This window comes from Streptomyces manipurensis, from assembly GCF_049570255.1.
Taxonomy (GTDB): Bacteria; Actinomycetota; Actinomycetes; order Streptomycetales; family Streptomycetaceae; genus Streptomyces; species Streptomyces manipurensis.
In genome coordinates this window covers 3837179-3859137 of the sequence record NZ_CP186950.1, presented here as the reverse complement: position 1 = coordinate 3859137, position 21959 = coordinate 3837179, and the positions used below count along the sequence as shown (strand labels likewise).

Annotated in this window: 22 protein-coding genes; 12 read left to right on the top strand and 10 right to left on the bottom strand. The window is 74.0% G+C overall.

Features of this window, described 5'->3' with window-relative positions:
- Nucleotides 1-44 precede the first annotated feature (44 nt).
- On the bottom strand, nucleotides 45-506 hold the full coding sequence (locus ACPU2J_RS17810; RefSeq protein WP_420080163.1) for a histidine phosphatase family protein: 462 nt from the start codon (nucleotides 504-506) through the stop codon (nucleotides 45-47).
- Nucleotides 507-658: 152 nt separating this feature from the next.
- Here ACPU2J_RS17810 and ACPU2J_RS17805 point away from each other — a divergent pair, with 152 nt between their 5' ends.
- The 5 genes from ACPU2J_RS17805 (at nucleotide 659) to ACPU2J_RS17785 (ending at nucleotide 2868) form a co-directional block, all read left to right on the top strand.
- On the top strand, nucleotides 659-973 hold the full coding sequence (locus ACPU2J_RS17805) for a CbtA family protein (RefSeq protein ID WP_423834979.1): 315 nt from the start codon (nucleotides 659-661) through the stop codon (nucleotides 971-973).
- 21 nt (nucleotides 974-994) lie between these two features.
- The gene (locus ACPU2J_RS17800) at nucleotides 995-1237 is read left to right on the top strand and encodes a hypothetical protein (protein ID WP_361596214.1); all 243 of its coding nucleotides are present in this window, start codon (nucleotides 995-997) and stop codon (nucleotides 1235-1237) included.
- 210 nt (nucleotides 1238-1447) lie between these two features.
- Complete coding sequence (locus ACPU2J_RS17795; RefSeq protein WP_423833588.1) at nucleotides 1448-2044, top strand: hypothetical protein; 597 nt, start codon at nucleotides 1448-1450, stop codon at nucleotides 2042-2044.
- Nucleotides 2045-2173: 129 nt separating this feature from the next.
- On the top strand, nucleotides 2174-2566 hold the full coding sequence (locus ACPU2J_RS17790) for a hypothetical protein (RefSeq protein WP_420080165.1): 393 nt from the start codon (nucleotides 2174-2176) through the stop codon (nucleotides 2564-2566).
- Nucleotides 2567-2652: 86 nt separating this feature from the next.
- Complete coding sequence (locus tag ACPU2J_RS17785; protein WP_361596223.1) at nucleotides 2653-2868, top strand: hypothetical protein; 216 nt, start codon at nucleotides 2653-2655, stop codon at nucleotides 2866-2868.
- Nucleotides 2869-2932: 64 nt separating this feature from the next.
- Here the strand turns inward: ACPU2J_RS17785 and ACPU2J_RS17780 are convergent, their stop codons facing one another.
- From ACPU2J_RS17780 to ACPU2J_RS17770, 3 genes are read right to left on the bottom strand one after another with little or no spacing between them, the layout of a single operon-like run.
- A complete protein-coding gene (locus tag ACPU2J_RS17780) occupies nucleotides 2933-3337 on the bottom strand; it encodes a hypothetical protein (RefSeq protein WP_365491531.1) in 405 nt (134 codons plus the stop codon).
- Between the two features lie 59 nt (nucleotides 3338-3396).
- Nucleotides 3397-3804 carry a RidA family protein gene (locus ACPU2J_RS17775; RefSeq protein WP_420080166.1) on the bottom strand — a complete coding sequence of 136 codons (408 nt, stop codon included), beginning with the start codon at nucleotides 3802-3804 and terminating at the stop codon, nucleotides 3397-3399.
- A gap of 49 nt (nucleotides 3805-3853) precedes the next feature.
- Nucleotides 3854-4342, bottom strand: a complete 489-nt coding sequence (locus tag ACPU2J_RS17770) for an RrF2 family transcriptional regulator (protein ID WP_420080167.1) — start codon at nucleotides 4340-4342, stop codon at nucleotides 3854-3856.
- 188 nt (nucleotides 4343-4530) lie between these two features.
- Between ACPU2J_RS17770 and ACPU2J_RS17765 the strand changes: the two genes are divergently transcribed.
- From ACPU2J_RS17765 to ACPU2J_RS17750, 4 genes are all read left to right on the top strand, one after another.
- A complete protein-coding gene (locus tag ACPU2J_RS17765) occupies nucleotides 4531-5373 on the top strand; it encodes a hypothetical protein (protein WP_423833587.1) in 843 nt (280 codons plus the stop codon).
- A gap of 81 nt (nucleotides 5374-5454) precedes the next feature.
- Entirely contained in the window at nucleotides 5455-7452 is a 1998-nt protein-coding gene (locus ACPU2J_RS17760; RefSeq protein WP_423833586.1) for an FUSC family protein, read from the top strand.
- An 86-nt stretch (nucleotides 7453-7538) separates the two neighbouring features.
- Nucleotides 7539-8246, top strand: coding sequence for a hypothetical protein (locus tag ACPU2J_RS17755; RefSeq protein ID WP_361596238.1), 708 nt, complete (start codon nucleotides 7539-7541; stop codon nucleotides 8244-8246).
- A complete protein-coding gene (locus ACPU2J_RS17750; protein ID WP_423833585.1) occupies nucleotides 8189-9490 on the top strand; it encodes a sensor histidine kinase in 1302 nt (433 codons plus the stop codon). Before ACPU2J_RS17755 ends, ACPU2J_RS17750 begins: the two co-directional genes overlap by 58 nt.
- A 42-nt stretch (nucleotides 9491-9532) precedes the next feature.
- Here ACPU2J_RS17750 and ACPU2J_RS17745 read toward each other — a convergent pair whose 3' ends face one another.
- Nucleotides 9533-11620, bottom strand: coding sequence for a PhoX family protein (locus tag ACPU2J_RS17745; RefSeq protein ID WP_420080171.1), 2088 nt, complete (start codon nucleotides 11618-11620; stop codon nucleotides 9533-9535).
- Nucleotides 11621-12024: 404 nt separating this feature from the next.
- Between ACPU2J_RS17745 and ACPU2J_RS17740 the strand changes: the two genes are divergently transcribed.
- Nucleotides 12025-13482: a VWA domain-containing protein gene (locus tag ACPU2J_RS17740; RefSeq protein WP_423833584.1), complete on the top strand. Its 1458-nt coding sequence runs from the start codon at nucleotides 12025-12027 to the stop codon at nucleotides 13480-13482.
- A 66-nt stretch (nucleotides 13483-13548) separates the two neighbouring features.
- Here ACPU2J_RS17740 and aspS read toward each other — a convergent pair whose 3' ends face one another.
- Nucleotides 13549-15366, bottom strand: a complete 1818-nt coding sequence (gene aspS / locus ACPU2J_RS17735; RefSeq protein WP_420080173.1) for an aspartate--tRNA ligase — start codon at nucleotides 15364-15366, stop codon at nucleotides 13549-13551.
- 157 nt (nucleotides 15367-15523) lie between these two features.
- Here aspS and ACPU2J_RS17730 point away from each other — a divergent pair, with 157 nt between their 5' ends.
- Nucleotides 15524-17686 carry a SpoIIE family protein phosphatase gene (locus ACPU2J_RS17730; RefSeq protein ID WP_423833583.1) on the top strand — a complete coding sequence of 721 codons (2163 nt, stop codon included), beginning with the start codon at nucleotides 15524-15526 and terminating at the stop codon, nucleotides 17684-17686.
- Between the two features lie 105 nt (nucleotides 17687-17791).
- On the top strand, nucleotides 17792-18874 hold the full coding sequence (locus ACPU2J_RS17725; protein WP_420080175.1) for an AI-2E family transporter: 1083 nt from the start codon (nucleotides 17792-17794) through the stop codon (nucleotides 18872-18874).
- 48 nt (nucleotides 18875-18922) lie between these two features.
- Here ACPU2J_RS17725 and ACPU2J_RS17720 read toward each other — a convergent pair whose 3' ends face one another.
- The 4 genes from ACPU2J_RS17720 to ACPU2J_RS17705 all read right to left on the bottom strand — a co-directional run bounded on the left by ACPU2J_RS17720 (nucleotide 18923) and on the right by ACPU2J_RS17705 (nucleotide 21953).
- On the bottom strand, nucleotides 18923-19918 hold the full coding sequence (locus tag ACPU2J_RS17720; RefSeq protein ID WP_361596259.1) for a pirin family protein: 996 nt from the start codon (nucleotides 19916-19918) through the stop codon (nucleotides 18923-18925).
- 119 nt (nucleotides 19919-20037) lie between these two features.
- Nucleotides 20038-20400, bottom strand: coding sequence for a peptidase inhibitor family I36 protein (locus tag ACPU2J_RS17715; protein ID WP_365491558.1), 363 nt, complete (start codon nucleotides 20398-20400; stop codon nucleotides 20038-20040).
- Nucleotides 20401-20501: 101 nt separating this feature from the next.
- Nucleotides 20502-21461, bottom strand: coding sequence for a DUF5937 family protein (locus ACPU2J_RS17710; RefSeq protein ID WP_423833582.1), 960 nt, complete (start codon nucleotides 21459-21461; stop codon nucleotides 20502-20504).
- A gap of 36 nt (nucleotides 21462-21497) precedes the next feature.
- The gene (locus ACPU2J_RS17705; protein ID WP_361596268.1) at nucleotides 21498-21953 is read right to left on the bottom strand and encodes an SseB family protein; all 456 of its coding nucleotides are present in this window, start codon (nucleotides 21951-21953) and stop codon (nucleotides 21498-21500) included.
- Between the last annotated feature and the right edge of the window lie 6 nt (nucleotides 21954-21959).

Genomic DNA, 21959 nt, shown 5'->3' with positions numbered 1-21959 from the left:
GGGCCCGGACCTCGTCGCGGGGTCCGGGCCCGGCGGCCGCGCCCCTAGGTCGTGGGCTCCTCCTCGGGGCGGCCCACCAGCAGGTTCCAGCGGCCGGAGCGCCCGGTGAGGGTGGTCACCGACCCGGGGCGCACGTCGAGCCGCCAGAACGCGGCCGCCGGAAGCTCCAGGGCGTGCACCACCGCGGCCCGTACGACGGCCTGCTCGACCACGAGCCGGTGGGTGCCGGCGGGCAGCCCGGCCAGCTCCGCCCCGACCCGGTCGATCAGCGCCGCCACCGACTCCCCGCCCGGCGGGACGTGGGCGGGATCGGTCAGCCAGGCGTGCAGCCCCTCCGGGTCCTGCGCCGCCACCTCCTCCAGGGTCCGCCCCGTCCACGCGCCGTGGTCCGGGCCGCGCAGCCCGTCGTGGTCCGGGCAGGGCCTCACGGGGCCGAATCGGCCCTGGCGGGCGGCTGCGTCCAGTGGGGGCCGGACGAGGTGGACACGTACCAACGGGGTCTGCATGAGGGGAGCGTAAGCGCGGTACGGTCACGGCGAGACAACTGCATGACGACGGCACGACGGAAGCCCGGTGCAACTCCGGCACGGTCGCGCCACTGTGAGACCTCCCCCGCGGGGGAGGCGAGTCAGACCCGCCACCGTCGTCGCGAGCACCACTGACCGGGACGCGTGTTCCCTCTGGAGCCGCCGCGCCCACGACGGCCGCACCCGCCGCGGTCGGCAACGGGAGCGCGTCGGCCGCCGCCGGTGCCGCCTTCGTCGCCGCCCTCACCGTCGCGTCCGCCCTGCTGCCCGGCATCGACGAGGTCCCGGCGGGCTTCCCGGCCTCGCTGCTCTGGGAGTTCCGCCTCGCGTCCCTGGCCGTCCAGACCGTCCTGTGGGCGACTTTCGGCCTGGTCTTCGGTTTTCTAGCCGAACGGGCCCTTGTGCCCCATCCCGCACCCAAGGAGGCTGTGCAGCCCACCAGTTGAGACAGAGGGGGCCGGTAGTCCATGGCGACGGCGATCAGGGAATGGCGGGGCTGGACGGGTGCCGCCCCGTTCTGGCTGAACTCGTTCCTGCTGCTCCTGGCCCCCTGCTGCGCCGTCACCCTGTTCGGCCAGATCGGCGTCATCGCCGCCCTCGCCGCCCTGGGCGGGCTGGCCCGCCACCTCTGGTACGGCGACTACGGCCACCCGGCCGTACACCTCGCCGCCGTCCTGATGGGGGCGGGCACGGCCGCCGTCGTCATGTGAGCCCGCCCGCCTCACCCGTTCGGGCGTATCGGGGCGGCCGCTGAGCGGCGCCCCGCGGACCCGCCGCGAGCTGGGAAGACGCCCCGATCGTGCGAGCACGTCCCCCGTGTCCCGGGGGCCCTCCCCCGTGTTTCACGGGATGCCGATGGGCAGAGGAGGTGTCCACTGCTCACATGAACCGGCCGCCCGGGCCGGACAGGAGGGAATCCCATGCCCCGCGCCCCGTGGGTCGTCGCCTCGCTGACGGTGGCTCTGCTGGCCACCACCGTCGTGGCGTTGCAGCGGACGGAAGGGGCCGGGCCCGCCGCCGCGACCACCGACGACGCGCTCCCCTCCCGGGCCCTGGGCCTGTCGGGGCACCGCCGGCTGGTCCGGGAGCTGGAGCTGGGCGAGCAGGAGCGGGCCCGGGCCGCCCGTTCGCCGCGCGGTGCCGCGGGCCCGCTGCGGACGGTCAGCGGGCCGCTGCGGTCCGCGCGGCCGCTGCGGCTGCGCATCCCCAGCCTCGGGGTCGACGTACCCCTGGGCGGCGCGGACGAGGAGGTGTCGTGGGACTCCTCCGGCCCCGCACCGGGCGCGGCGGGGACGGCGGTGCTCACCGGGGACGGCCTTCCGCTCGGCGCGCTGCGGCGGGGCCGGACGATCGAGGTCCCCCGCGCGGACCACCGGACGGCCGTGTTCACGGTCGTACGGGTGGCCCCCGGGCCGGCGGCGGCCCACGAGGAGTCCGCCGGACGGGCCCACCTGCGGCTGATCGGCGGGGAGAGCGCCGTACTGGCCCGGCTGACCGGGCACCGCGTGACCGGCTGACGCGGCCGGGCGGGCGTCCCCCGGACGCCGTGACGGGCTGTCAGCCGTCGGGGGTGTCTTCGTCCGCCGGTCGGGGGCTTCTCGCGGTCCGCCGGAGAGTCGCGCGGCACGGCGGGGCACACCCCCCGCATGACCTGGAGGCGATCCGCACGCACGGCACTGACCAGGGCGCTCACCGCGGCCTGCGTCGTGCTGCTGTGCGTGTTCGGCGCCGGTCCGGCCGGCGCCGCCGCCGCCGAGCACCGGCCCGCCCCCGTCTCTCCCGCGGTGCCGCAGGGACCGGCCGCGCCGACCGCGCCCGCCGAACCGGCGGAGCCCGCCGAAGGACCGGCCGACCCGGCGACCGACCCCGAGGCCCGGGCGGCCGTACGGGCGGCCCGCGCGACGGCCTCCGTACGACGTGTCCCGCGCGCGGCGTGCCGCACGGTGCACGAGGACGGCCCGCGGCACGGGCGTCCCGCGGAGGCGGGCGCCCCGGCGGCGTCCCCGCGGGCGGTACGGAGTGTGGTCCTGCGCTGCTGAGCGGCCCCGGGACCCGGCCCGGAGAACGGGGGCCGGTCCCTCCCGCGCAGCCCCCACACCCCCTTGAGCACCCGTGAGGTTCCGTCATGCCCATCGACCCGTACGCCGCACTGAACGCCATGCTCCGCGCCGAGGCCGCCCGCTTCGCCCCGCCCGTCCGCCAGCCCGAGCCCGCCGCCACGGCCAAGATCCCCGATGCGTCCGCAGAGGACGACGGCGAACCCCAGCACGGCGCGGCCGCGGCGCAGCCGGTCCGCGCCCGGTCCGCGGCCGCCCGCACCTCCGCGGACTCGGCGGCCTGACGGCCGGAGGCCCGCCCCTCGCGGGGCGGGCCTCCACGGCGCCGGGCCGGTTTCCGTCGGCCGCTCACTCCTCGTGGGTGTAGTAGCGGTAGAAGGCGACGGCGCCGACGCCCACGGCCACCGCCAGACCGATCACGACGGACCTGAGGACGGACTCGTTCGTCAGGCTGTGCAGGTAGCCGACGGCGATGCCGCCGAAGGCTCCGTAGGCCGCGGCGTGGACCTCGCGCATCATCCGCGGGCCGATCCGGGCCAGGGCGAACATGATCCCGGCGAAGACCAGGCCGCACAGGATGCCGTAGAAGACGTTGGCCGCGTCGACCGGGCCCATCTGGCGTTCGAGGAAGGCGGCCCAGACCCCGTAGACCAGCCCGAGGAGCAGTGGCCTGACGTAGGCGCCCTTGCTCAGGTGGGTCATGTCCGCCGACTGCCGGTGCCGCCCGGGGGCAGCGGGTGCCGCATGTGCCATGGCGGGCTCCTCTCTCCCATCATCCAGGGCACACCCGCCGCCCCCGGGCGGCAAGTGGATCAGCCGTGGCCGGGGGCGCGGACCGCCACGGCGTCGATCTCGAAGAGCATTCCGGGCAGGGCGAGCGCGGCCACCCCGATCAGGGTCTGCGCCGGGAGTTCGGTGCCCCAGGTGGCGTGCAGGTGCTTCAGGAGCACCTCCAGCCTCGCCTGGTCGTGGTCCACGACGTAGGTGCCGATGCGGACCACGTCGGCGGGGGAGAGGCCGGCCGCGCCGAGGGCGGTGCGGAGGTTGGCGAAGGCCTGCGCGACCTGGTCCGCGAACTCCTCCGAGACGACGTGGCCGCTCTCGTCGGAGCCGTACTGCCCGGCTATGAAGACCTGCTCGCCGGGGGCGGAGACGACGTGGCTGTAGCCGTAGTCGGTCGGGGTGTGGAGACCTGCCGGGTTGATGATGCTGCGCGTCATGCCGAGCTCCCTGTTTCCGTGTCCGTGCGGTGTCGTGTGCGTCCGTGCGCTACTGCGCGGCGAGCCAGGCGCGCAGCCGGTCCGGGGCCCCGGGGGCCTGCCGTTCGGCCTGCTGCCTGATCCCGTCGAGGTCCTGCTCCGCCAGCGCCCGGCGCCAGGCCAGCTCCGCCCGGGTCATGGCGTGGGCGATGGCGCAGTCCGCCGCGCCGGCGCCCGCGGCGTCCGTCTCCCGGTCGCCCGCGCCGGGTCCCTGCCGGCGGATCTCCGTGCACCGGAAGGCCTCTTCGGGCCCCTCGACGGCGGCGACCACGTCCATGAGCGAGATGGCAGCGAGCGGGCGGGCCAGCCGGAAGCCCCCGCGCGGGCCGGGGCTGGAGGTGAGGATGCCCGCCCGGGCCAGGGCCTGGAGCTGCTTGTTGAGGTACGCCGCGGGCAGGTCGTGCCAGGCGGCGAGCCGTGCCGCGGAGACGGCCCGGTCCGGCCCGCTCCAGGCCAGGTTGACGCAGCTGTGCAGCGCCCACTCGACGCCCTCGCTCATCCTCATAATCTGGATATTAGATATCCAGATTATGGAAGGCAAGGGAATTCGGGACGGCACGGGCCGGCGCGCGCCCTCCGCACGGCCTCCGTCCAGGCACCGTCCCGGCTCCCCCCTTCGGACGCGTCACCCACCCGCCCGCAGCAACACCGCTCGCGCCCGCGCCCCCGCCCGCTTCCCCTGGTGACGTGCGCACCTTCCTGTCGGCGGTACTCATCGTGCTCGTGACCCTGCTCGTGCCCGCGAGCGCCGTCGCGTACTGGGCCGACCGCGAGCTGGGAGACGCCGACCGCTACACGGCGGCCATGGCCCCCCTCGCCGACGACCCGGCCGTCCAGCAGGTCGTCGTCACCCAGACCACCCGCGCCCTCGCCGGCCAGATCGACGCGGGCCCCTTCCAGCCCGGCGTGGACGCCCTGCTCGGCGAGGCCCTGCACTCCTTCGCCGGCACCCCCGCCTACCGGACCGCCTGGGAGGCCGCCAACCGGGCCGCCCACGCCGCCTTCCTCGACGCCCTCACCACCGGCCACGGCAACGCCGTCACCGTCGACCTGGCCCCCGTCGTGGCCAGCATCAAGAGCGAGCTCGTCGCCGACGAGGTGCCCTTCGCGGACCGCATCCCGGTGACCCGGGTGTCCGTGGAGGTCATGGAGTACGACAACCTCGGCGCCCTCCGGAAAGGCTTCCGCATGCTCCAGATCGCCGGCGCCTGGCTCCCCGCACTGGCCCTGCTGCTGGCCGTGGCGGCCATCGCGACCGCCGTCCACCGGCGGCGCGCGGTCCTGGCCACGGGGCTCGGACTCGCCGTCGGGGCCGCCCTGTTGTGGATCACCGTGGCGGTCTGCCGCAGGCTGACCCTGGACGACCTGCCCCCCGACATCGACCGGGCCGCGGCCGGCGCCGTCTACGACGCCCTCACCGCGTTCCTGCGCACCACCGCCTGGGTGGTGCTGGTGGCCGGGCTCGCCGTCGCCCTGGCCGCGTGGGTGACGGGGCGGGTGCGCCGCACCCCGGGAAGCGGCACCCCATAAGCTCGGACCGTACGAACACGCGCAGAACGACGCAGAAGAGCCCAGAAGAACCGATACGCGAGCGGCCGCACGGAAGCGGGAATGAGCACCGAACGCACCGAACACCCGGCGTCGCGGCGAGCCCGGCACCACCCGCTGGCGCCGCCCGCCTGGCTGTTGCAGGGACTGAAGCCGACCACCGCACCGGTCCCCTGGGCCGCCGCGGGACGCGCGGCCGTCGCACTGGCCGTGCCGCTCGCCGTCGGCTTCGCCCTGGACGAGCCCGAGTACGGCGCCCTCGCCTCCATGGGCGCCCTGTCCGGGGTCATCGGCGACACCGCCGACGCCTACCGGATGCGCGTCCTCAACATCGCCGTCCCGCAGTTCTTCGGCGCGGTCGGGGTGGCCCTCGGCACCCTGGTCTACGGCCACGGCTGGCTGGCCGTCGGCGTCCTCACCCTCATCGCCCTCGTCTCCGGGATGATCTCCTCCATCGGCACGGTCGCCTCCGTGTCCGGACTGCTGCTCCTGCTCAACGCCGTCGTCGGCGCCGGACTCCCCATGCCGCAGCCCTGGTGGACGGCACCGCTGCTGCTGAGCGCGGGCGGTCTGTTCGTCCTCGCCCTGTCACTGCTGGCCTGGCCCCTGCGCGGCCGGCAGCCCGAACGCGCCGCCGTCGCCGCCACCTACCGGGCCCTCGCCGCCGCCTACGAGGCCGCCGGGGGCCCCGCCGACGTCTACGACGAACGCCGCCGGCAGGTCACCCAGGCCCTGAACCAGGCCTACGACCTGATCCTGGGCCGCCGGGCCCGCGTGCACGGCCGCAGCCCCTCCCTGGTGCGGATGCTGTCCCAGCTCAACGTGGTGATCCCGCTCGTCGAGGCCGCACCCGCCGCCCACCTGCGCGGCCGGCCGCTGCCACCCGCCGTCCCGGCCGCCGTCCGGGAGCTGGCCGCCGCCGTCGAGGACGGCCGCACCACCGCCCCCGAGCTGGACCTGCCGCCCCCGCACACCCCCGCCGAACGGGCCGTCGACGCCGCCCTGCGCCACGCCGCCAGGATCGTTCCGCTCGCCGCACCGGACCCGTACAACGTCGACGACCGCCTCGGCCGGCCCGCCGCCCTGCGCGTGCGGACCCGGCGGGCCGTGCGCGGCATGGTGCTGTCCGAGGCCTCCTGGCGGTACGGGCTGCGGCTCGCGCTGTGCATCGGACTCGCGCAGGCCCTCGTATCGGTCGTCGAGCTCGAACGCTCCTACTGGATCGCGCTCACCGTCACCTTCGTCCTCAAGCCCGACTTCGGCTCGGTGTTCTCCCGGGCCGTGCTGCGCGCCGTCGGCACCGCGCTCGGCCTGGTCGTCGCGGCCGCCGTGCTCGCCGAGGTGCCCCGCGGCTGGTGGGACGTACCGGTGATCATGGTGCTCGGCGCGCTCATCCCGGTGTTCTCCGCCAAGGGGTACGCCTTCCAGACCGCAGCGATCACCCCGGTGATCCTGCTGCTCTCGGACCTCCTCAACCACCAGGGCTTCGACCTGATCCGCCCCCGGCTGATCGACAGCCTCATCGGCTGCGCCATCACCCTCGTCGCCGGCTACCTTCTCTGGCCCGAGAGCTGGCACACCCGCATCGGGGACCGGCTCGCCGACACCGTGGACGACACCGCCCGCTACCTGGAGCGTGCCTTCGCCCCCGTCGTGGACGAGGCCGCGCACGCCGCCGCCCGGACCGCCCGCCTCCAGGCCCGGCGGCGCATCTACCGCGACCTGTCCGGTGTGCGCAGCGAGTTCCAGCGGGCCCTGACCGAACCGCCGCCCACCGGCACCCGGGCAGCCGCCTGGTGGCCGCTGGTCGTCGCCGTGGAGCGCATCGTGGACGCCACCACGGCGGCCCGGGTCAAGGTCAACCACGGCGCGGCGCCGCCCGCCGCCGACGAGGTCGAGTCCCTCGCCCGGCAGCTGCACGAACTGGCCGGCCGGGTGCGCAGCAGCACCGTCCCCGTGCGGGTCGAGGGGGAGCCGGAGGGAGACGCGGCAAGTGTGCTCGCGCCCGTACGGCAGGAGGTCGCGGCGGCCCGCTGCATGACCCGGCCCGAGGAGACCTGACCCGGCCGGCCCGCCCCGCCGCCCGCCGGTCCCCCGAATGGGCCGCCGCCCGGGCCGGGCCGGGCCGGAGGGGAGAGCATCGGAGCATGCACCGCGCCCGGGCCGTCACCGCCCTCGCCGTCCTCCTGGCGGCGACGGGGTGCGCCGACGTGGAAGGGCTCCAGAGCGAGGGCGACCGCGGCACCGTGCACGCCCCGCGGACCCTGTGGGAGCACATCCGCCCGTCCCCGCCCGCCCCGGACCAGGAACCGGGCACGGCCGCCGTGGTCCCCGGCCTGCCCAAGGTGCCGCAGCTGAGCATGGGCGAGGTGAACCCCGTCGACGTCGTGCGCGCCGACGTCACCTCCGCCGCCGCCCAGGACGGCGGCACCGGGCGGCTCGTCGACCCCCGGGCCCCGCAGCGGGTCGCCCTGTGCACGGAGGCAGCGGGCGGCGGCCCCGACTGCCCGGTGCGCCCCCCGGTCCTGCACGACCTCACCGGCAACGGCCGCGACGAGCTCATCACCGCCGTCGACCTCGACGGCCGGCTCAGCGAACTGCGCGTCTACACCGTCCAGGACGACGGGCGCATCGCCCGGATCCTGTCCCGGCGCGCGGTCCTGGAGGGCGTGGAGGTGGCCGCCGAGCACCTGGCCGTCCGGGAACCGACCACCAACCCCGAGTACGTCGCCGTCTCCGACTACGTGTGGGACCCGAAGGCCCGGATCATGAACCTGGCCCAGCTCACCCTCGACGAATGCCCGAACAGCACCGCGGCCCCGTCGAGCGGGAACGGCACCCGATGCACGCGCTGAGCAGCCTGCGCTGGAAGATCGCCCTGACCACCACGGCCGTGTGCTGCGCCGTCGCCGCCGTGCTGGGCATCCTGGTGCACAACGTGGTCGCCCGGCAGATCGTCGGCGAGGTCCGCAAGGCCGCCGACGCGGAACTGGACCACGCCCTCGGCCACTACGAGTACGGCACCGCGCACGGCGACGTGAACTCCTCCGTCGACCCACCCGGCCTGCCCGGCGCCCTGCGCGCCCTCGTCGGCCGCGGGCAGACCGGCAGCATGGTCGGCGAGCAGGACGGCAAACCGGTCATGTGGGCGGCGGGCCCGGCCGACGGCAAGGCCCTGGCGGTCTGGATCCCCTTCGGCAGCACCCGTGACCGGCTGCGGGACATCGACACGGCGATCCTCGCCTCGGCCGGACTCGCCGCCGGAGCGGTGGCCCTCGCCGGGCTCTTCCTCGCCGACCGGATCAGCCGTCGGCTCGCGACCACCGCCGCCGTCGCCCGCCGGATCAGCGCCGGCGACCTCGACGCCCGGGTCGGCTTCCCCGCCGGGGACGCCGAGGGGCCGGGCCGCTCCCGGGACGAGGTACGGGACGTGGCGCGGGCCCTGGACACCATGGCGGCCTCGCTCCAGGAGCGCCTGGAGGCGGAGAAGCGGTTCACGGCCGACGTGGCGCACGAGCTGCGCACCCCGCTCACGGGCTCCCTGGCCGCGGCGGCGCTGCTGCCCGAGGGCCGCCCCAAGGAGATGATCAACAACCGGCTGAAGGCCATGCACCTGCTGACCGAGGACCTCCTGGAGATCTCCCGGCTCGACTCGGGCGTCGAGCGGGCCGACCTCGCCATGGTGGAGCTCGGCCGGGCCGTGGAGCGGGCCGTCGAAGCGGCCGGAACCACCGCGACGGTACGGGTGGTCCGCGACACCATGGTGCTCACGGACCGCCGACGCCTCGACCGGATCCTGGCGAACCTGCTGGTCAACGCACACAAGCACGGGCTCCCACCGGTGGAGGTCACGGTGGAGGGGCCGGTGGTCACCGTCCGCGACCACGGGCCGGGCTACCCGCCCGAGTTGATCGAGCACGGCCCGCAGCCGTTCCGCACCGGGGACCCGGGGCGCGGCCGCGGCCACGGGCTGGGCCTGACGATCGCGGCGGGACAGGCGGCGGTCCTGGAGATCCGGCTCAGCTTCTCCAACGCCCCTGAGGGGGGCGCGCTGACGACCCTCCGGCTGCCCGTCGGGCGGCTGCCGGAGGGAAGTTGACCGCGGGCGGGCCGCCGCGGTCGCGGCGGCCCGCCGGGCCCGTCAGACGCCGATGTTCTTGCCGTCCTTGCGCCAGACCGAGACGACGGCCGGGCGGACGATCCTGCCGGGGCCGTCGGGCCACACCGACTGCGGCTTCTCGACGGACGCGCCGTCGATCTCGCCCGGGTGCTGCACGGCCACCAGGACGCGCTTGTCCTGGATCAGCGGACCGCAGGTCTCGGCGCCGCGCGGCACGGTGAGGAACTGCTTCAGCTCACCGCGGCGCTCGCCCGCGGTCGCGACGCCGAACAGGCCGTCGTGGGAGCCGAGCTGGTTGCCGTCGGTGGAGATCCACAGGTTGCCGTGCGGGTCGAAGGCCACGTTGTCCGGGCAGGAGATCGGGCTGACCTTGTCCTTGGGGAAGCCCGCGAAGTACGTCGCCGGGTCGTTCGGGTCGCCGGCGACCAGGAACAGCCGCCAGGCGAAGCCGTCGCCGGCCGGGTCGTCGAAGTTCTCGGCGAGCTCCAGGATCTGCCCGTGCTTGTTCAGATTGCGCGGGTTCGCCTCGGTGGCGCCCTCCTTGCCGGGCTTGCCACGGTCGGTGTTGTTCGTCAGCGCGACGTAGACGCGGCCGGTGCGCGGGGAGGGCTCGACGTCCTCGGGGCGGTCCATCTTGGTGGCGCCCACCTTGTCGGCGGCCTGCCGCGTGAAGACGTACACCTCCTCGGCGGTCATGCCCTCGACGTGCGAGACGTTGCCGGTGGCGAGCTTGATCCAGACGCCGGAGCCGTCGAACTCGCCGTCGGAGGGCAGCTTGCCGGTGCCGTCGAGCTCGGCGGCCGGGGAGTCGCCGGTGAGCTTGGCGACGTAGAGGGTGCCCTCGTCGAGCAGCGTGAGGTTGTGTTCCTTCGCGGCGCGCGAATTGCCCTTCTTCATCTGCTTCGAGGAGACGAACTTGTAGAAGTAGTCGAAGCGCTCGTCGTCGCCCATGTAGACGACCGGACGGCCGTCCTCGGTCAGCCGGGGCTGCGCGGCCTCGTGCTTGAAGCGGCCCAGCGCGGTGCGCTTGCGCGGCACGGAGTGCGGGTCGTACGGGTCAAGCTCGACGACCCAGCCGAAGCGGTGCGACTCGTTGGGCTCCTGGGCGACGTCGAAGCGCTTGTCGAAGCGCTCCCACTTGCGCTCGGTCGCGCCGGTGGTCACGCCGTAGCGCTTCAGGCGGGCCGCGGCGGTGGGATCGGTGACCTGGCCGGCGTTGCCGAAGTACTGGTTGAAGTTCTCCTCGCCGTGCAGGGTGGTGCCCCACGGGGTGGTGCCGCCCGCGCAGTTGTTGAGGGTGCCGAGCACCTTGGTGCCGGTGGGGTCGACGGAGGTCCGCAGCAGGGCCCCGCCGGCGGCCGGACCGGTCATCCGGAACTCGCTGGTGGCGGTGAGGCGGCGGTTGAGCTGGTGGCGCGTGACCGCGGTCAGCTTGCCGCTGCGGTGGTCCTCCTGCACGACGACCACGGACAGGCCGTGCGCGGCCCAGGCGATCTCGACCTGCTCGCGGGTCGGGTTGGCCGGGTCGTAGCCCTTGAACATCAGGACTTCGTCCGTGTACTCGTGGTTGGCCACGAGCAGCTGCTGGCGCTCGTAGTCCCCGCCGAGCGGCAGGAGGCTGAGGAAGTCGTTGTTGTAGCCGAACTGGCCTGCCTGCGCCGCGGCCGTCTGCTTGTCGGCGTTGAAGCCCGGGGCGCCCTTGACGATCGGGTCGCCCCAGCGGATCACGACGTTCTGCTCGTGGCCCTCGGGGATGGTGACCTTGTCGTCGGTGTTCGGCGCGACGGGCTTGAAGCGCAGGCCGCGGGCGGCCTCGCCGCCCTTGCCCGCACCGGCGGCCGTGGCGCCTTCGGCGGGGGCGGCGTTGGCGGTCTGCCCCGGGGCGCTGAGCGCCACGGCGGAGCCGGCGGCGGTGGCGACCGTCACGACGGCGGCGGAGCGCAGCATCGAGCGGCGGGAGTAGGCGCGGGCTATGACGTCGCCCGCGTACTCGTTGTCGCTCGTGTTCGGCACCTCGTGGAAGCAGGCGTCACCACAGCGGTAACGACAGGTGAGAGCGGACCGGCCGCTCCCATGCGGGTTGCCGATGAACGGCAGAAGCTTGCGCACGAGTGTCCTCCGAGGCTGCGTGGGCGCCGACAACGTGTCGGAACGAATCCAGCCGCGACGGTAGGCCCGGGTTGCGCCGAAGCGGCGGCGCGGGGATGAACGGTCGGTGAACCCGGCACGTCGGAGCGGCAGTTCAGGAGCGATGTGGGTGCCTTTGGGAGCCGGACGCCACGAAAGGCGCCCCTGCCGAAGATCCAGCCGGGCGGCCGATAACCTTACGTGTCCACTCTGGGCAGGGATCAACCGCGCAGCACGGACATATGACGCACGCACTCATGCGAAAGGCCTGGCCCATGGGTATTCGGAGCTTGTTGCGCAAGGTGTTCGGACGGTCTGCGGAACCGGTTCCGGAGACTCCTGACTCCCCTTCGGCGGCTGTCCCGAATCAGACGGAACGCACCCCTATGGATGCGGCCGCCGATCTCGTGGCGGCGTCGTTCGACAACCCGACCGTGCCGCCGCAGTCCCCTCCCCGGGACCGCGATGCGGCTGCGGTCCTGGCGGCGCCGGCACAGTCCTCGGACCCCACGGTCCCGGAGGCCCGCCGCCCTCTGCCGACCCCGCCCCCGGCGGCTCCGGCCGCCGCTGCCACGGGTCCCGCCGATACGCACACCCCTCCCGCCGAGCAGCCCGAAGCCGAAGCGAAGGCCCCGCAGGCCGAAGCCGAGGCCGAGGCGCCGCAGGCCGATGCCACCGCCGCCGAGCCGGAATCCCCGGCGCAGGCCGAAGCCCCTGAGGCCGAGCCCCCCGCCCCGGCCGAGACCCCTGCTGCCTCCGCCGAGCCGGAGAACCCGGCGCAGGCCGAGGCCGACACAGTCGCGCCGCAGGCGCAGGACGACGCAGTCGTCACGGGGGCTGCCCCGCAGCCCGACGCTCCGGCCGCCGTGGTTCAGGCCGAGGCCGACGCAGTGGCGCCGCAGGCGCAGGACGAGGCCCCTCAGGCCCAGGAGCCGCAGGCTCCGGCCGAGCCCGAAGCGGCCGCCGAGCCGCAGGCGCAGGACGACGCAGTCGTCACGGCAGCGGACACCGTCGCCCCGCAGGACGCGGCCCCCGCCGAGGTGCAGGCCCCGGCCGAGGCCGAAGCAGTCGCGCCACAGGCGCAGGACGACGCCCCGGAGGCCGCGGAGCCGCAGGCTCCGGCCGAGCCCGTCGCAGCCGCCGCGCCGCAGGCCGACGTACCCGCCGAGCCCGACGCAGTCGCCCGGCCCGCGTACAGCGCCGCCGTCGTGCGGCGGCGGGCCGCCGGGGTGTCCGCGGCGTACAAGGCCGCCGGCCCGGTGCTCCGCGCCAAGGGGAAGGCCGGCGCCCGCGCCAAGGTCTACCTCGTCCTGGACCGCTCCGGTTCGATGCGGCCGTTCTACAAGGACGGCAGCGCCCAGCACCTCGCCGACCACGCGCTCGCCCTCGCCGCGCACCTCGACGAGGAGGCGACCGTGCACACCGTGTTCTTCTCCACGGAGGTGGACGGCACGGCCGAGCTGACCCTCGACACCCACTACGGCTCCTGGGTCGAGGGCCGCCACGCCGAGCTCGGCCGGATGGGCCGCACCAGCTACCACGCGGCCGTGGAGGCCGTCCTCGCGCAGTACGGCAAGGACGGCGGCGAGGGCCCGGCCCTGGTCGTCTTCCAGACCGACGGCGCCCCGGACAACCGCCAGCCCGCCCGGCAGGCGCTGGCCGACGCCGCGGCCACGGCCCCCGGCGTCCACTGGCAGTTCGTCGCCTTCGGCGACCACGACTCCAAGGCCTTCGACTTCCTGCGCAAGCTGGACGCCGAGAACGCCGGCTTCTTCCACGCCGGCCCGGCCCCCGCCGAACTGTCCTCCTCCGCCCTCCTCAAGGGCGTCCTGGGCGACTTCTAGCCGCAGCATGAGGAAGGGCCCGGGGTCGTCGACCCCGGGCCCTTCCTCATGCCTGCTGCCTGCCGCCTAGCGCGCGGCGTCCGGGTGCACGGACTCCGCGACCGGCTTGGCGTCGGCCGCCTTCGTCTCGACCGGCTTGCGCAGCGCGATGTTCAGCTCGCGCAGGCGGGCCTCCTCCAGCACCGTCGGCGCGCCCATCATCAGGTCCTGGGCGTTGCCGTTGAGCGGGAAGGCGATGGTCTCGCGGATGTTCGGCTCGTCGGCGAGGAGCATCACGATGCGGTCCACGCCCGGGGCGATGCCACCGTGCGGCGGGGCGCCGAGGCGGAACGCGCGCAGCATGCCCGCGAACTCCCGCTCGACCGTCTCGGCCTCGTAGCCGGCGATCTCGAAGGCCTTCAGCATGACCTCGGGCTCGTGGTTGCGGATGGCGCCGGAGGACAGCTCGATGCCGTTGCAGACGATGTCGTACTGCCAGGCCAGGATGTCGAGCGGGTCCTTCTCCTCCAGGTCCTTCATGCCGCCCTGGGGCATGGAGAAGGGGTTGTGGGAGAAGTCGATCTTGCCGGTCTCCTCGTCCTTCTCGTACATCGGGAAGTCGACGATCCAGCAGAAGCGGAAGACGTTCTCCTCGAAGTGGCCGGCGCGCTTGGCGGCCTCGACCCGGACCGGGCCCATGATCTTGGAGACCTCGTCGAACTCGCCGGCGCCGAAGAACACGGCGTGGCCGGGGACCAGGCCCAGGCGCTCGGTGAGGACCTTGACGTTCTCCTCGGTGAGGAACTTGGCGATCGGGCCGGACAGCGAGCCGTCCTCGCCCACGCGCACCCAGGCCAGGCCCTTCGCGCCGAGCGAGACCGCGTAGTCGCCGAGGCCGTCGAAGAACTTGCGCGGCTGGGCGGCGGTGTCCGGGACGGCCAGGGCGCGCACGTGCTTGCCGGCGAACGCCTTGAACTCCGAGCTCTCGAAGACGTCGGTGATGTCGACGAGCTCCAGCTTGGCGCGCAGGTCGGGCTTGTCGTTGCCGTACTTCAGCATCGACTCGCGGAACGGGATCCGCGGGAAGGGGGAGGTGACCTCGCGGCCGTTGCCGAACTCGGTGAAGAGCTCGGTCATCAGGCGCTCGATCGGCTGGAAGACGTCCTCCTGCTCGACGAAGGACATCTCGACGTCGAGCTGGTAGAACTCGCCGGGCGAGCGGTCGGCGCGGGCGTCCTCGTCGCGGAAGCAGGGCGCGATCTGGAAGTACCGGTCGAAGCCGGAGATCATCAGCAGCTGCTTGAACTGCTGCGGGGCCTGCGGCAGGGCGTAGAACTTGCCCGGGTTCAGGCGGGAGGGCACCACGAAGTCACGGGCGCCCTCGGGGGAGGTCGCGGTGAGGATCGGGGTCGCCATCTCGTTGAAGCCGAGGGCCACCATCTTGGAGCGGATCGAGGCGATGACCGCCGAGCGCAGCATGATGTTGCGGTGCATGCGCTCGCGGCGCAGGTCGAGGAAGCGGTACTCCAGGCGCCGCTCCTCGTTCACACCGTCGTCGGTGTTGATGGTGAAGGGCAGCGGGGCGGCCGCGCCGAGCACCTCGACCTCGGAGACCTCGATCTCGATCTCGCCGGTGGGCAGCTCGGGGTTGACGTTGTCGGCGCCGCGGGAGACGACCTTGCCGTCGATGCGGACGACGGTCTCCTTGGAGACGCTGCTCAGGGCCTCGTTCGCGGCGGTGCCGGGGCGCGCGACGAGCTGCGTGATGCCGTAGTGGTCCCGCAGATCGATGAAGAGGATGCCGCCCAGGTCTCGACGGTTGTGCAGCCAGCCGCTCAGTCGGACGTCGGCGGCGACGTCAGAGGCGCGGAGCTCGCCGCAGGTGTGGGACCTGTACCGATGCATCAGTCATCCAGTTCTACGCGATACCAGGGTGGATTCAACCGTCCCAAGGTTACCGTCCGGGAGGGTGACGGGGCGGGCACTCCCTTCTGCCTGCGGAAATGCGCCCGGCAACCCGGCGAACGGGCACGTAACGGATATGACCTGTAAAGATGACCGGGTGCGCACCGAGGATGTCCTGGCCGCCGTCGCGACCGGTCTGTGGAGATGGGACAACGCCTCCGGGACGGTCTCCCTCGACGGCGAGGCCGCCCGGCTGCTCGGGCTGCCCGCGGAACCGGCGGTGCTGCCCGAGGCGGCCGTCCGCTCCCGCTTCCACCCGGTGGACTGGAACGAGGTCAACGGGATCGTGAGCCTGGCCGTCGCCGAGGGGACCCTCGCCGAGGCCCGGCTGCGGATCATGGACGTGGACGGCCGGGTCCTGCGGACGGTGCGCAGCCGCTCCAAGCCGGTGGAGAGCCGGTCGTACGACGGCCGCGTCGACTACGAGCTGATCGGCACCATCCAGGAGATCGCCGAGCCGCAGCCGGGCACCACGGCCGCGCACACCCCGATCACCGGCGACTGGCGCCGCTCCCGCGAGGCGTTCCTGCTGGACGCCGGGCGGGCGCTGGCGGAGGCCCGGTCCACCGCGGAGGTGCTGCGGGTCGCGGCCTCGCTGTCCATGCCCGGGTTCAGCCCCGACGGGCTGGCCGTCTTCGGAGTGGCCGGGGACCGGCTGTCGGTGATCGGGCACCACGGGCACGACGCCGGGGACGAGGGCCCGTTCACGGAGATGCTGCTGGAGACGGACTACCCGGCCGCGGAGGTGGTCCGTACCGGCCGGGCGATCTATCTGGCCTCCCCCGAGGACTACAAGCGGCGCTTCCCGGCCACCTGGCCGCTCGCGCAGCGCTTCGACCGGGTGTCCTGGGCGTTCCTGCCCCTGATCGTGGCCGGCCGGACCATGGGCGCGTGGATGGCCGCCTTCAAACGGCCGGCGTCCTTCTCCCCCGACGAGCGGTCCGTCCTGACGACGGTGGCCCGGATGCTCGCCCAGGCGCTCCAGCGCGCGGGCGTGGCCGAGTCCGAGCGGGAGCTCACCACGGGCCTGCAGCGCTCGATGATGCCGCAGCTCGGCCCCGAGATCCCCGGCATGCAGATCGCCGCCCGCTACGTGCCCACGGGCGGCGGGCTCCAGGTCGGCGGCGACTGGTACGACATGATCCCGCTGCCGTCGGGCCGGTTCGCCCTGGTCATCGGCGACGTGCAGGGCCACGACGTCCGGGCGGCCGGGCTGATGGGCCAGCTGCGGATCGCCGTACGGGCCTACGCCTCGGAGGGGCACCGGCCCGACGCGGTCCTCTCGCGCGCCTCCCGCTTCCTCGCCGGGCTGGGCGCCTCCCAGGAGTCCCCGGGGGACGGGGACCCGGACGCGCAGAGCCCGCGCTTCGCGACCTGCCTGTACGTGGAGTGCGACCCGCGGACCGGCATGCTGGAGGTGGCCCGCGCCGGCCACCCCGACCCGGCGGTGCGGATGACGGACGGCACGGTCCTGATGCGGCCCACCGCGGGCGGTCTCCCCCTCGGGATCGTCCCCGACACCGACTACCCGACCACACGGTTCACGCTGGAGCCGGGCGAGACGATGATGCTCTGCACCGACGGGCTGATCGAGACCGGCGGGCACGACCTGGACACCGGCTGGGCGCGGCTGCGCGCGGTCCTGGAGGCCGACGCCCCCGCGTCCGGCGGCCATGCGCCCGGGCACCTGGAGGCCCTGGCCGACCTGCTGGTCCAGGCCGTGCACGGACCGTCCTCGCACCACACGACCGGTCCGCTGGCCGACCGGCGCGAGGACGACATAGCCGTCGTCCTGCTGTGCCGCGAGGGCGGGCTCTGCGACTGCGGCACCCCGCTGGAGCACCCGGCCCGGCCGGCCCGGCGCACCATGCTGACCGTGGCCCAGGCCGAGCCGGAACGGATCAAGGGCGCCCGGCAGCAGATCCGCGAGCTGCTGCACGACTGGGCCGACGAGGAGCAGGTGGACTCGGTGGTGCTGATGGTCTCCGAGATGGTGACGAACGTGCTGGTGCACACCGACGGCGACGCGGTGCTGGTGGCGGAGGCGGTGGGCGAACTCGGCGGGCGCCGGCTGCGGGTGGAGGTCGCGGACGCGAGCGACGAGCTGCCGCACAAGCGGCATCCGGGCGAGATGGCGTCCAGTGGGCGCGGGGTGCTGCTGATGGAGTTGCTGGCCGACGCGTGGGGCGTGGACCCGCGCGGCGAGGGCAAGTCGATCTGGTTCGAGCTGCGCGAGCAGTCGAAGCGGCCGGACGCGTGACGGGTCCCTGAGCCGTACCCGGAGCCGGGCCGTCGGCGGGGCCCGGAGCAGGAGCCCGCGCAGCGGTGCCCGGGACCCCGTTGGGCCGCATGGTTGGATGACGGCGTGCCGAACACCCTGCTCCCGGATCCCGTACGCCGGCTCGCCGCCTGGTGCGCCGTCGTCCTGCTGGCCACCGCGGTCCTCGCCGTCGGCGTGTGGCTGTGCACCGTCCTCCAGACCGTGGTCACGCCCGTCCTGCTGGCCGTGCTCGGCACGGCCCTGCTCGGGCCGATGCACCGGCGCCTGGTCGGGATGGGGGTGAACCGGTCGCTGGCCGCGGCGCTGACCTGCCTCGCCGTCGTGGCCGTCGTGGGCGGGGCCACGTACATCGTCGTCGCCGCGCTGATGGAGACCGGCAACCAGATCATCGACGCGCTGCGCCGGGCCGGCACCTCGCTCGCGGAGCACTTCGGGGCCGTCGGCACCTCGCTGGAGGACCTCACCGCCAACTCCAAGGACCTGCTGGCGAAGTTCGGCGGCACGGCCGCGTCGGGCGTCGTCACCGGCATCAGCGTGGTCGGGTCGATGCTCGCGATGGTCCTGCTCGCGATGGTGCTGATCTTCTTCTTCCTGCGGGACTCCGACCGGGCCGTGGGCACCCTGCGCTCGCTGGTGCCGGAGCGCTCCGGCGACCTGATGGAGGCCATGGGCCGGCGGGCCTTCGAGGCTGTCGAGGGCTTCATGCGCGGGACCACCTTCGTGGCCCTGGTCGACGGCGTGCTGATCGGTGTGGGCCTGCTGATCCTGGACGTCCCGGGCGCCCTGGGGCTGGCCGCGCTGGTCTTCGTGACCGCCTACATCCCCTACCTCGGCGCCATCCTGTCGGGCGCCGTCGCCGTCCTCGTGGCCTTCGCCGACCGGGGCTGGGTGATCGGCCTGTGGGCGCTCGGCCTGGTGCTGCTGGTGCAGATGATCGAGGGGTACGTGCTCCAGCCGGTCGTCCAGAGCCGCACCGTGCAGATGCACCCGGCCGTGGTGATGCTGGCCATCACCGCCGGCGCGAGCGTCGCCGGGATCCTGGGCATGCTGCTGGCCGTGCCGCTGACCGCGGCGGTGTTCGGCGTGATCTCGGAGCTCCGGGCCCGCTACACGGCCGACGCGCCGCCCGGGCCCGCGGACACCGCCCCGCAGCCGTCCGCGAAGTAGCGCGTCCGCCCGGGGAGGCCGGACGGCCTCCCCGGGCGGACGGCGCGCTCAGTCCTCCGCCGCCTCGCCCGTGCCGCGGTGGCCGAGGCCGGTGCGCTCGGTGGTGGGGATGCGGCCCAGCCGGCCGGCCTGGAAGTCGTCGAAGGCCTGCTGGAGCTCGTGCTTGCTGTTCATGACGAACGGCCCGTAGTGCGCCATCGGCTCCCGGATCGGGCGCCCGCCGAGGAGGACGACGTCCAGCCCCTGGGCGTTGGAGTCCTGGGACTCGTCCGCACGCACGGTGATCGATCCGCCCTCGCCGAAGACGGCCGTCTGCCCGGTGTGCAGCGGGCGGCGGTCCTCGCCGACCGAGCCGCGCCCGGCCATCACATACGCGAGGGCGTTGAAGTCCTCGCGCCACGGCAGGGTGATCTGCGCTCCCGGCGCGACGGTCGCGTGGATCATCGTGATGGGCGTGTGGGTGATGCCGGGGCCGTCGTGGCCGTCGATCTCACCCGCGATGACGCGGAGCAGCGCACCGCCGTCCGGCGTGGTCAGCAGGGTGACCTTGCCGCCGCCGATGTCCTGGTAGCGCGGGGGCATCATCTTGTCCGCGGCGGGGAGGTTCACCCACAGCTGGAGGCCGTGGAAGAGCCCGCCGGACACGACGAGGGCCTCCGGCGGCGCCTCGATGTGCAGGAGGCCCGAACCGGCGGTCATCCACTGGGTGTCGCCGCCGTTGATGACTCCGCCGCCGCCGTTGGTGTCCTGGTGGACGAAGGTTCCGTCGATCAGGTACGTGACGGTCTCGAAGCCGCGGTGCGGGTGCCAGGGGGTTCCCTTGGGCTCGCCGGGCGCGTACTCCACCTCGCCCATCTGGTCCATCATGATGAACGGGTCCAGGTACTGGTAGTTGATCCCGGCGAACGCGCGGCGCACCGGGAATCCCTCACCCTCGAACCCACTCGGTGCCGTGACGACGGCCAGCACCTTGCGCGGGACGGCCGCCTGGGGCTGGGCCACGCGCGGAAGCGTCAACGGGTTCTCAACAGTCACTGCGGGCATGGTCAGGACCTCCTTCTACGTCCGAGTTTAGTTGAAACTCGAACTTTCTGCCACACCCGCAAGGAACAGCGGGCCCCCGGAAACCATTCCCGGGAGCCCGCCGGCCGCTCACCCGCAGGTCAGCACGGGTCGATGTACAGGACGGAGTTCCAGTCGACACCCCCCGCCACGGCGGAGTACGCCCCGTACGTGTAGGCGTCGGGCCGTCCGCCGGTCAGGACGAACCGCGCCCGCGTGCCCGGCGTCTGGTTGTTGATCCACGACCCGTTGCCCCCGGTCCAGGGGACGTAGCGGACGTCGTTGCAGTTCCGGACCATGATGGGCGTGCCCCCGTATCCGGGCTGCGGGTACGCGCAGAAGTACTCGTACGGGCAGGCGACCGCCGCCTCGGCCGGAGACGCCGCCAGGACCCCCGTACCCAGCGCCATCACCCCCGTTGCCCCCAGTGCCGCCAGCTTCGTCCGCAAGGACCTGCGTGCCATCACGCTCTCCCTTCCGTCGGTGCGGGACTCCCCCCGCCGCACCGATGCTCGGGCAGCGGGGGCGCGGCCCGCGATCCTTTCGGGCAGGGCCGAAGCGTGCCTCAGGCGCCGCTGCGCAGGAGGTCCGCACCCAGGCCCGTCACCGCGTGCAGGACCGCCCGCCCGTCCCGTTCCGTGGTGATCAGACCGGCCGCGCGCAGGGTCCGGGTGTGCTCCGAGACGGAGGGGAGGCTGATGTCGAGGTCCCGGGCCAGCTCGCTCGTCGTACGCCGCTGCACCAGCTGCTGCAGGACGGCCGCCCGCGTCCGGCCCAGCAGCGCGTCCAGCGCGCCCGCCGCGGGACCGGGGCCGACCAGCGGCAGCGGGGTCATCGCGGGATAGAGCAGGACGTACGGCCCCTCCGGGTGCTCGGCCACCAGCGGGCGCCCCGTCCAGAACGGCGAGGGCATCAGCAGCAGCCCGCGCCCGCCGAGCCGGACCTCGTAGTGCGGCGGCCGGTCGATCTCCAGGACGGTGCCCGACCAGGCCGCCGCCGGGTGCGTACTGGCCAGGCAGGTCCTGATCCCGTGCGAGGCCAGCAGCCGGGTGCGCCAGGCGACGTCGGCCTGGAAGGACTGCCGGATCCGGGCCCAGTGCGGCGCCACCACGCTCGCGTGGGCGGCGGTCAGCGCCGCCTCCAGCTGGTCCCAGGCCCCACGGTCGCGGCGCCACAGCGCCCGCAGCCAGGAATCCGGCCCGGGCGCCCGGGCGGCGGCCCGCGCCAGCTGCTCGCCGGTCAGCCCCGGCGCCGCCTCCCGGACGGCGGCAAGGCCCTCCTCCAGGGTGGCCGCGTACGGCTCCACGAACGGCGGGTTGTCACCGTCGGGGCGCAGCAGGTCCAGCAGGGGGCGCACCCGGCCCGGAAGTTCGCGGCCCACGCGGCCCCGCCAGGGGCCGAAGACGGCCGCCTCGTCGGTGCGCTGCCAGGCGACCACCGCCATGGCCAGCTCGACCATCGGCAGCGGGCCGTCCGCGAAGGTGACGTGGAACAGGTCCTCCGCCGTGAAGTGCACCCTCAGCATGGCCCCCGCCCCCCGTGCGGCTACGGCGTACGGCGTCTAGCCGTACATGCGGCGCATGGCGAAGTCGACCATCTGCTCGACCGCCTTCGCGTCGAAGACCATCCGGTGGTCGCCCTCCATGTCGAGGACGAAGCCGTAGCCGGTCGGCAGCAGGTCGATCACCTCGGCACCGGTGATGACGAAGTACTTGGACTCCTTGCCGGCGTACCGGCGCAGCTCCTTGAGCGTGGTGAACATCGGGATCACCGGCTGTTGCGTGTTGTGCAGCGCCAGGAACCCGGGGGTGTCACCGCGCGGGCAGTAGACCTTCGAGGTGGCGAAGACCTGCTGGAAGTCCTCGGCCGACAGCGACCCGGTGGTGAAGGCCCGCACGGCGTCGGCGAGGGACGGAGGGGACGGCTCCGGGTACAGCGGCGCCTGCCCGTACCCCTGCGGGGGCTGCTGGGGGGCGTACTGCTGCTGGGCACCCGGGTTCTGGTCATAGCCGTACATGGGCCG

Bases quoted from the DNA above. Each gene is read 5' to 3' on its own strand.
- ACPU2J_RS17760 (WP_423833586.1), top strand. From the start codon at position 5,455: ATGAGCACCGAACGCACCGAACACCCGGCGTCGCGGCGAGCCCGGCAC.
- ACPU2J_RS17800 (WP_361596214.1), top strand. From the start codon at position 995: ATGGCGACGGCGATCAGGGAATGGCGGGGCTGGACGGGTGCCGCCCCG.
- ACPU2J_RS17750 (WP_423833585.1), top strand. From the start codon at position 8,189: ATGCCCGAACAGCACCGCGGCCCCGTCGAGCGGGAACGGCACCCGATG.
- ACPU2J_RS17780 (WP_365491531.1), bottom strand. From the start codon at position 3,337: ATGGCACATGCGGCACCCGCTGCCCCCGGGCGGCACCGGCAGTCGGCG.
- ACPU2J_RS17740 (WP_423833584.1), top strand. From the start codon at position 12,025: ATGGATGCGGCCGCCGATCTCGTGGCGGCGTCGTTCGACAACCCGACC.
- ACPU2J_RS17775 (WP_420080166.1), bottom strand. From the start codon at position 3,804: ATGACGCGCAGCATCATCAACCCGGCAGGTCTCCACACCCCGACCGAC.
- ACPU2J_RS17810 (WP_420080163.1), bottom strand. From the start codon at position 506: ATGCAGACCCCGTTGGTACGTGTCCACCTCGTCCGGCCCCCACTGGAC.
- ACPU2J_RS17785 (WP_361596223.1), top strand. From the start codon at position 2,653: ATGCCCATCGACCCGTACGCCGCACTGAACGCCATGCTCCGCGCCGAG.
- ACPU2J_RS17715 (WP_365491558.1), bottom strand. From the start codon at position 20,400: ATGGCACGCAGGTCCTTGCGGACGAAGCTGGCGGCACTGGGGGCAACG.
- ACPU2J_RS17720 (WP_361596259.1), bottom strand. From the start codon at position 19,918: ATGCCCGCAGTGACTGTTGAGAACCCGTTGACGCTTCCGCGCGTGGCC.
- ACPU2J_RS17705 (WP_361596268.1), bottom strand. From the start codon at position 21,953: ATGTACGGCTATGACCAGAACCCGGGTGCCCAGCAGCAGTACGCCCCC.
- ACPU2J_RS17790 (WP_420080165.1), top strand. From the start codon at position 2,174: ATGACCTGGAGGCGATCCGCACGCACGGCACTGACCAGGGCGCTCACC.
- ACPU2J_RS17795 (WP_423833588.1), top strand. From the start codon at position 1,448: ATGCCCCGCGCCCCGTGGGTCGTCGCCTCGCTGACGGTGGCTCTGCTG.
- ACPU2J_RS17710 (WP_423833582.1), bottom strand. From the start codon at position 21,461: ATGCTGAGGGTGCACTTCACGGCGGAGGACCTGTTCCACGTCACCTTC.
- ACPU2J_RS17755 (WP_361596238.1), top strand. From the start codon at position 7,539: ATGCACCGCGCCCGGGCCGTCACCGCCCTCGCCGTCCTCCTGGCGGCG.
- ACPU2J_RS17770 (WP_420080167.1), bottom strand. From the start codon at position 4,342: ATGAGCGAGGGCGTCGAGTGGGCGCTGCACAGCTGCGTCAACCTGGCC.
- aspS (WP_420080173.1), bottom strand. From the start codon at position 15,366: ATGCATCGGTACAGGTCCCACACCTGCGGCGAGCTCCGCGCCTCTGAC.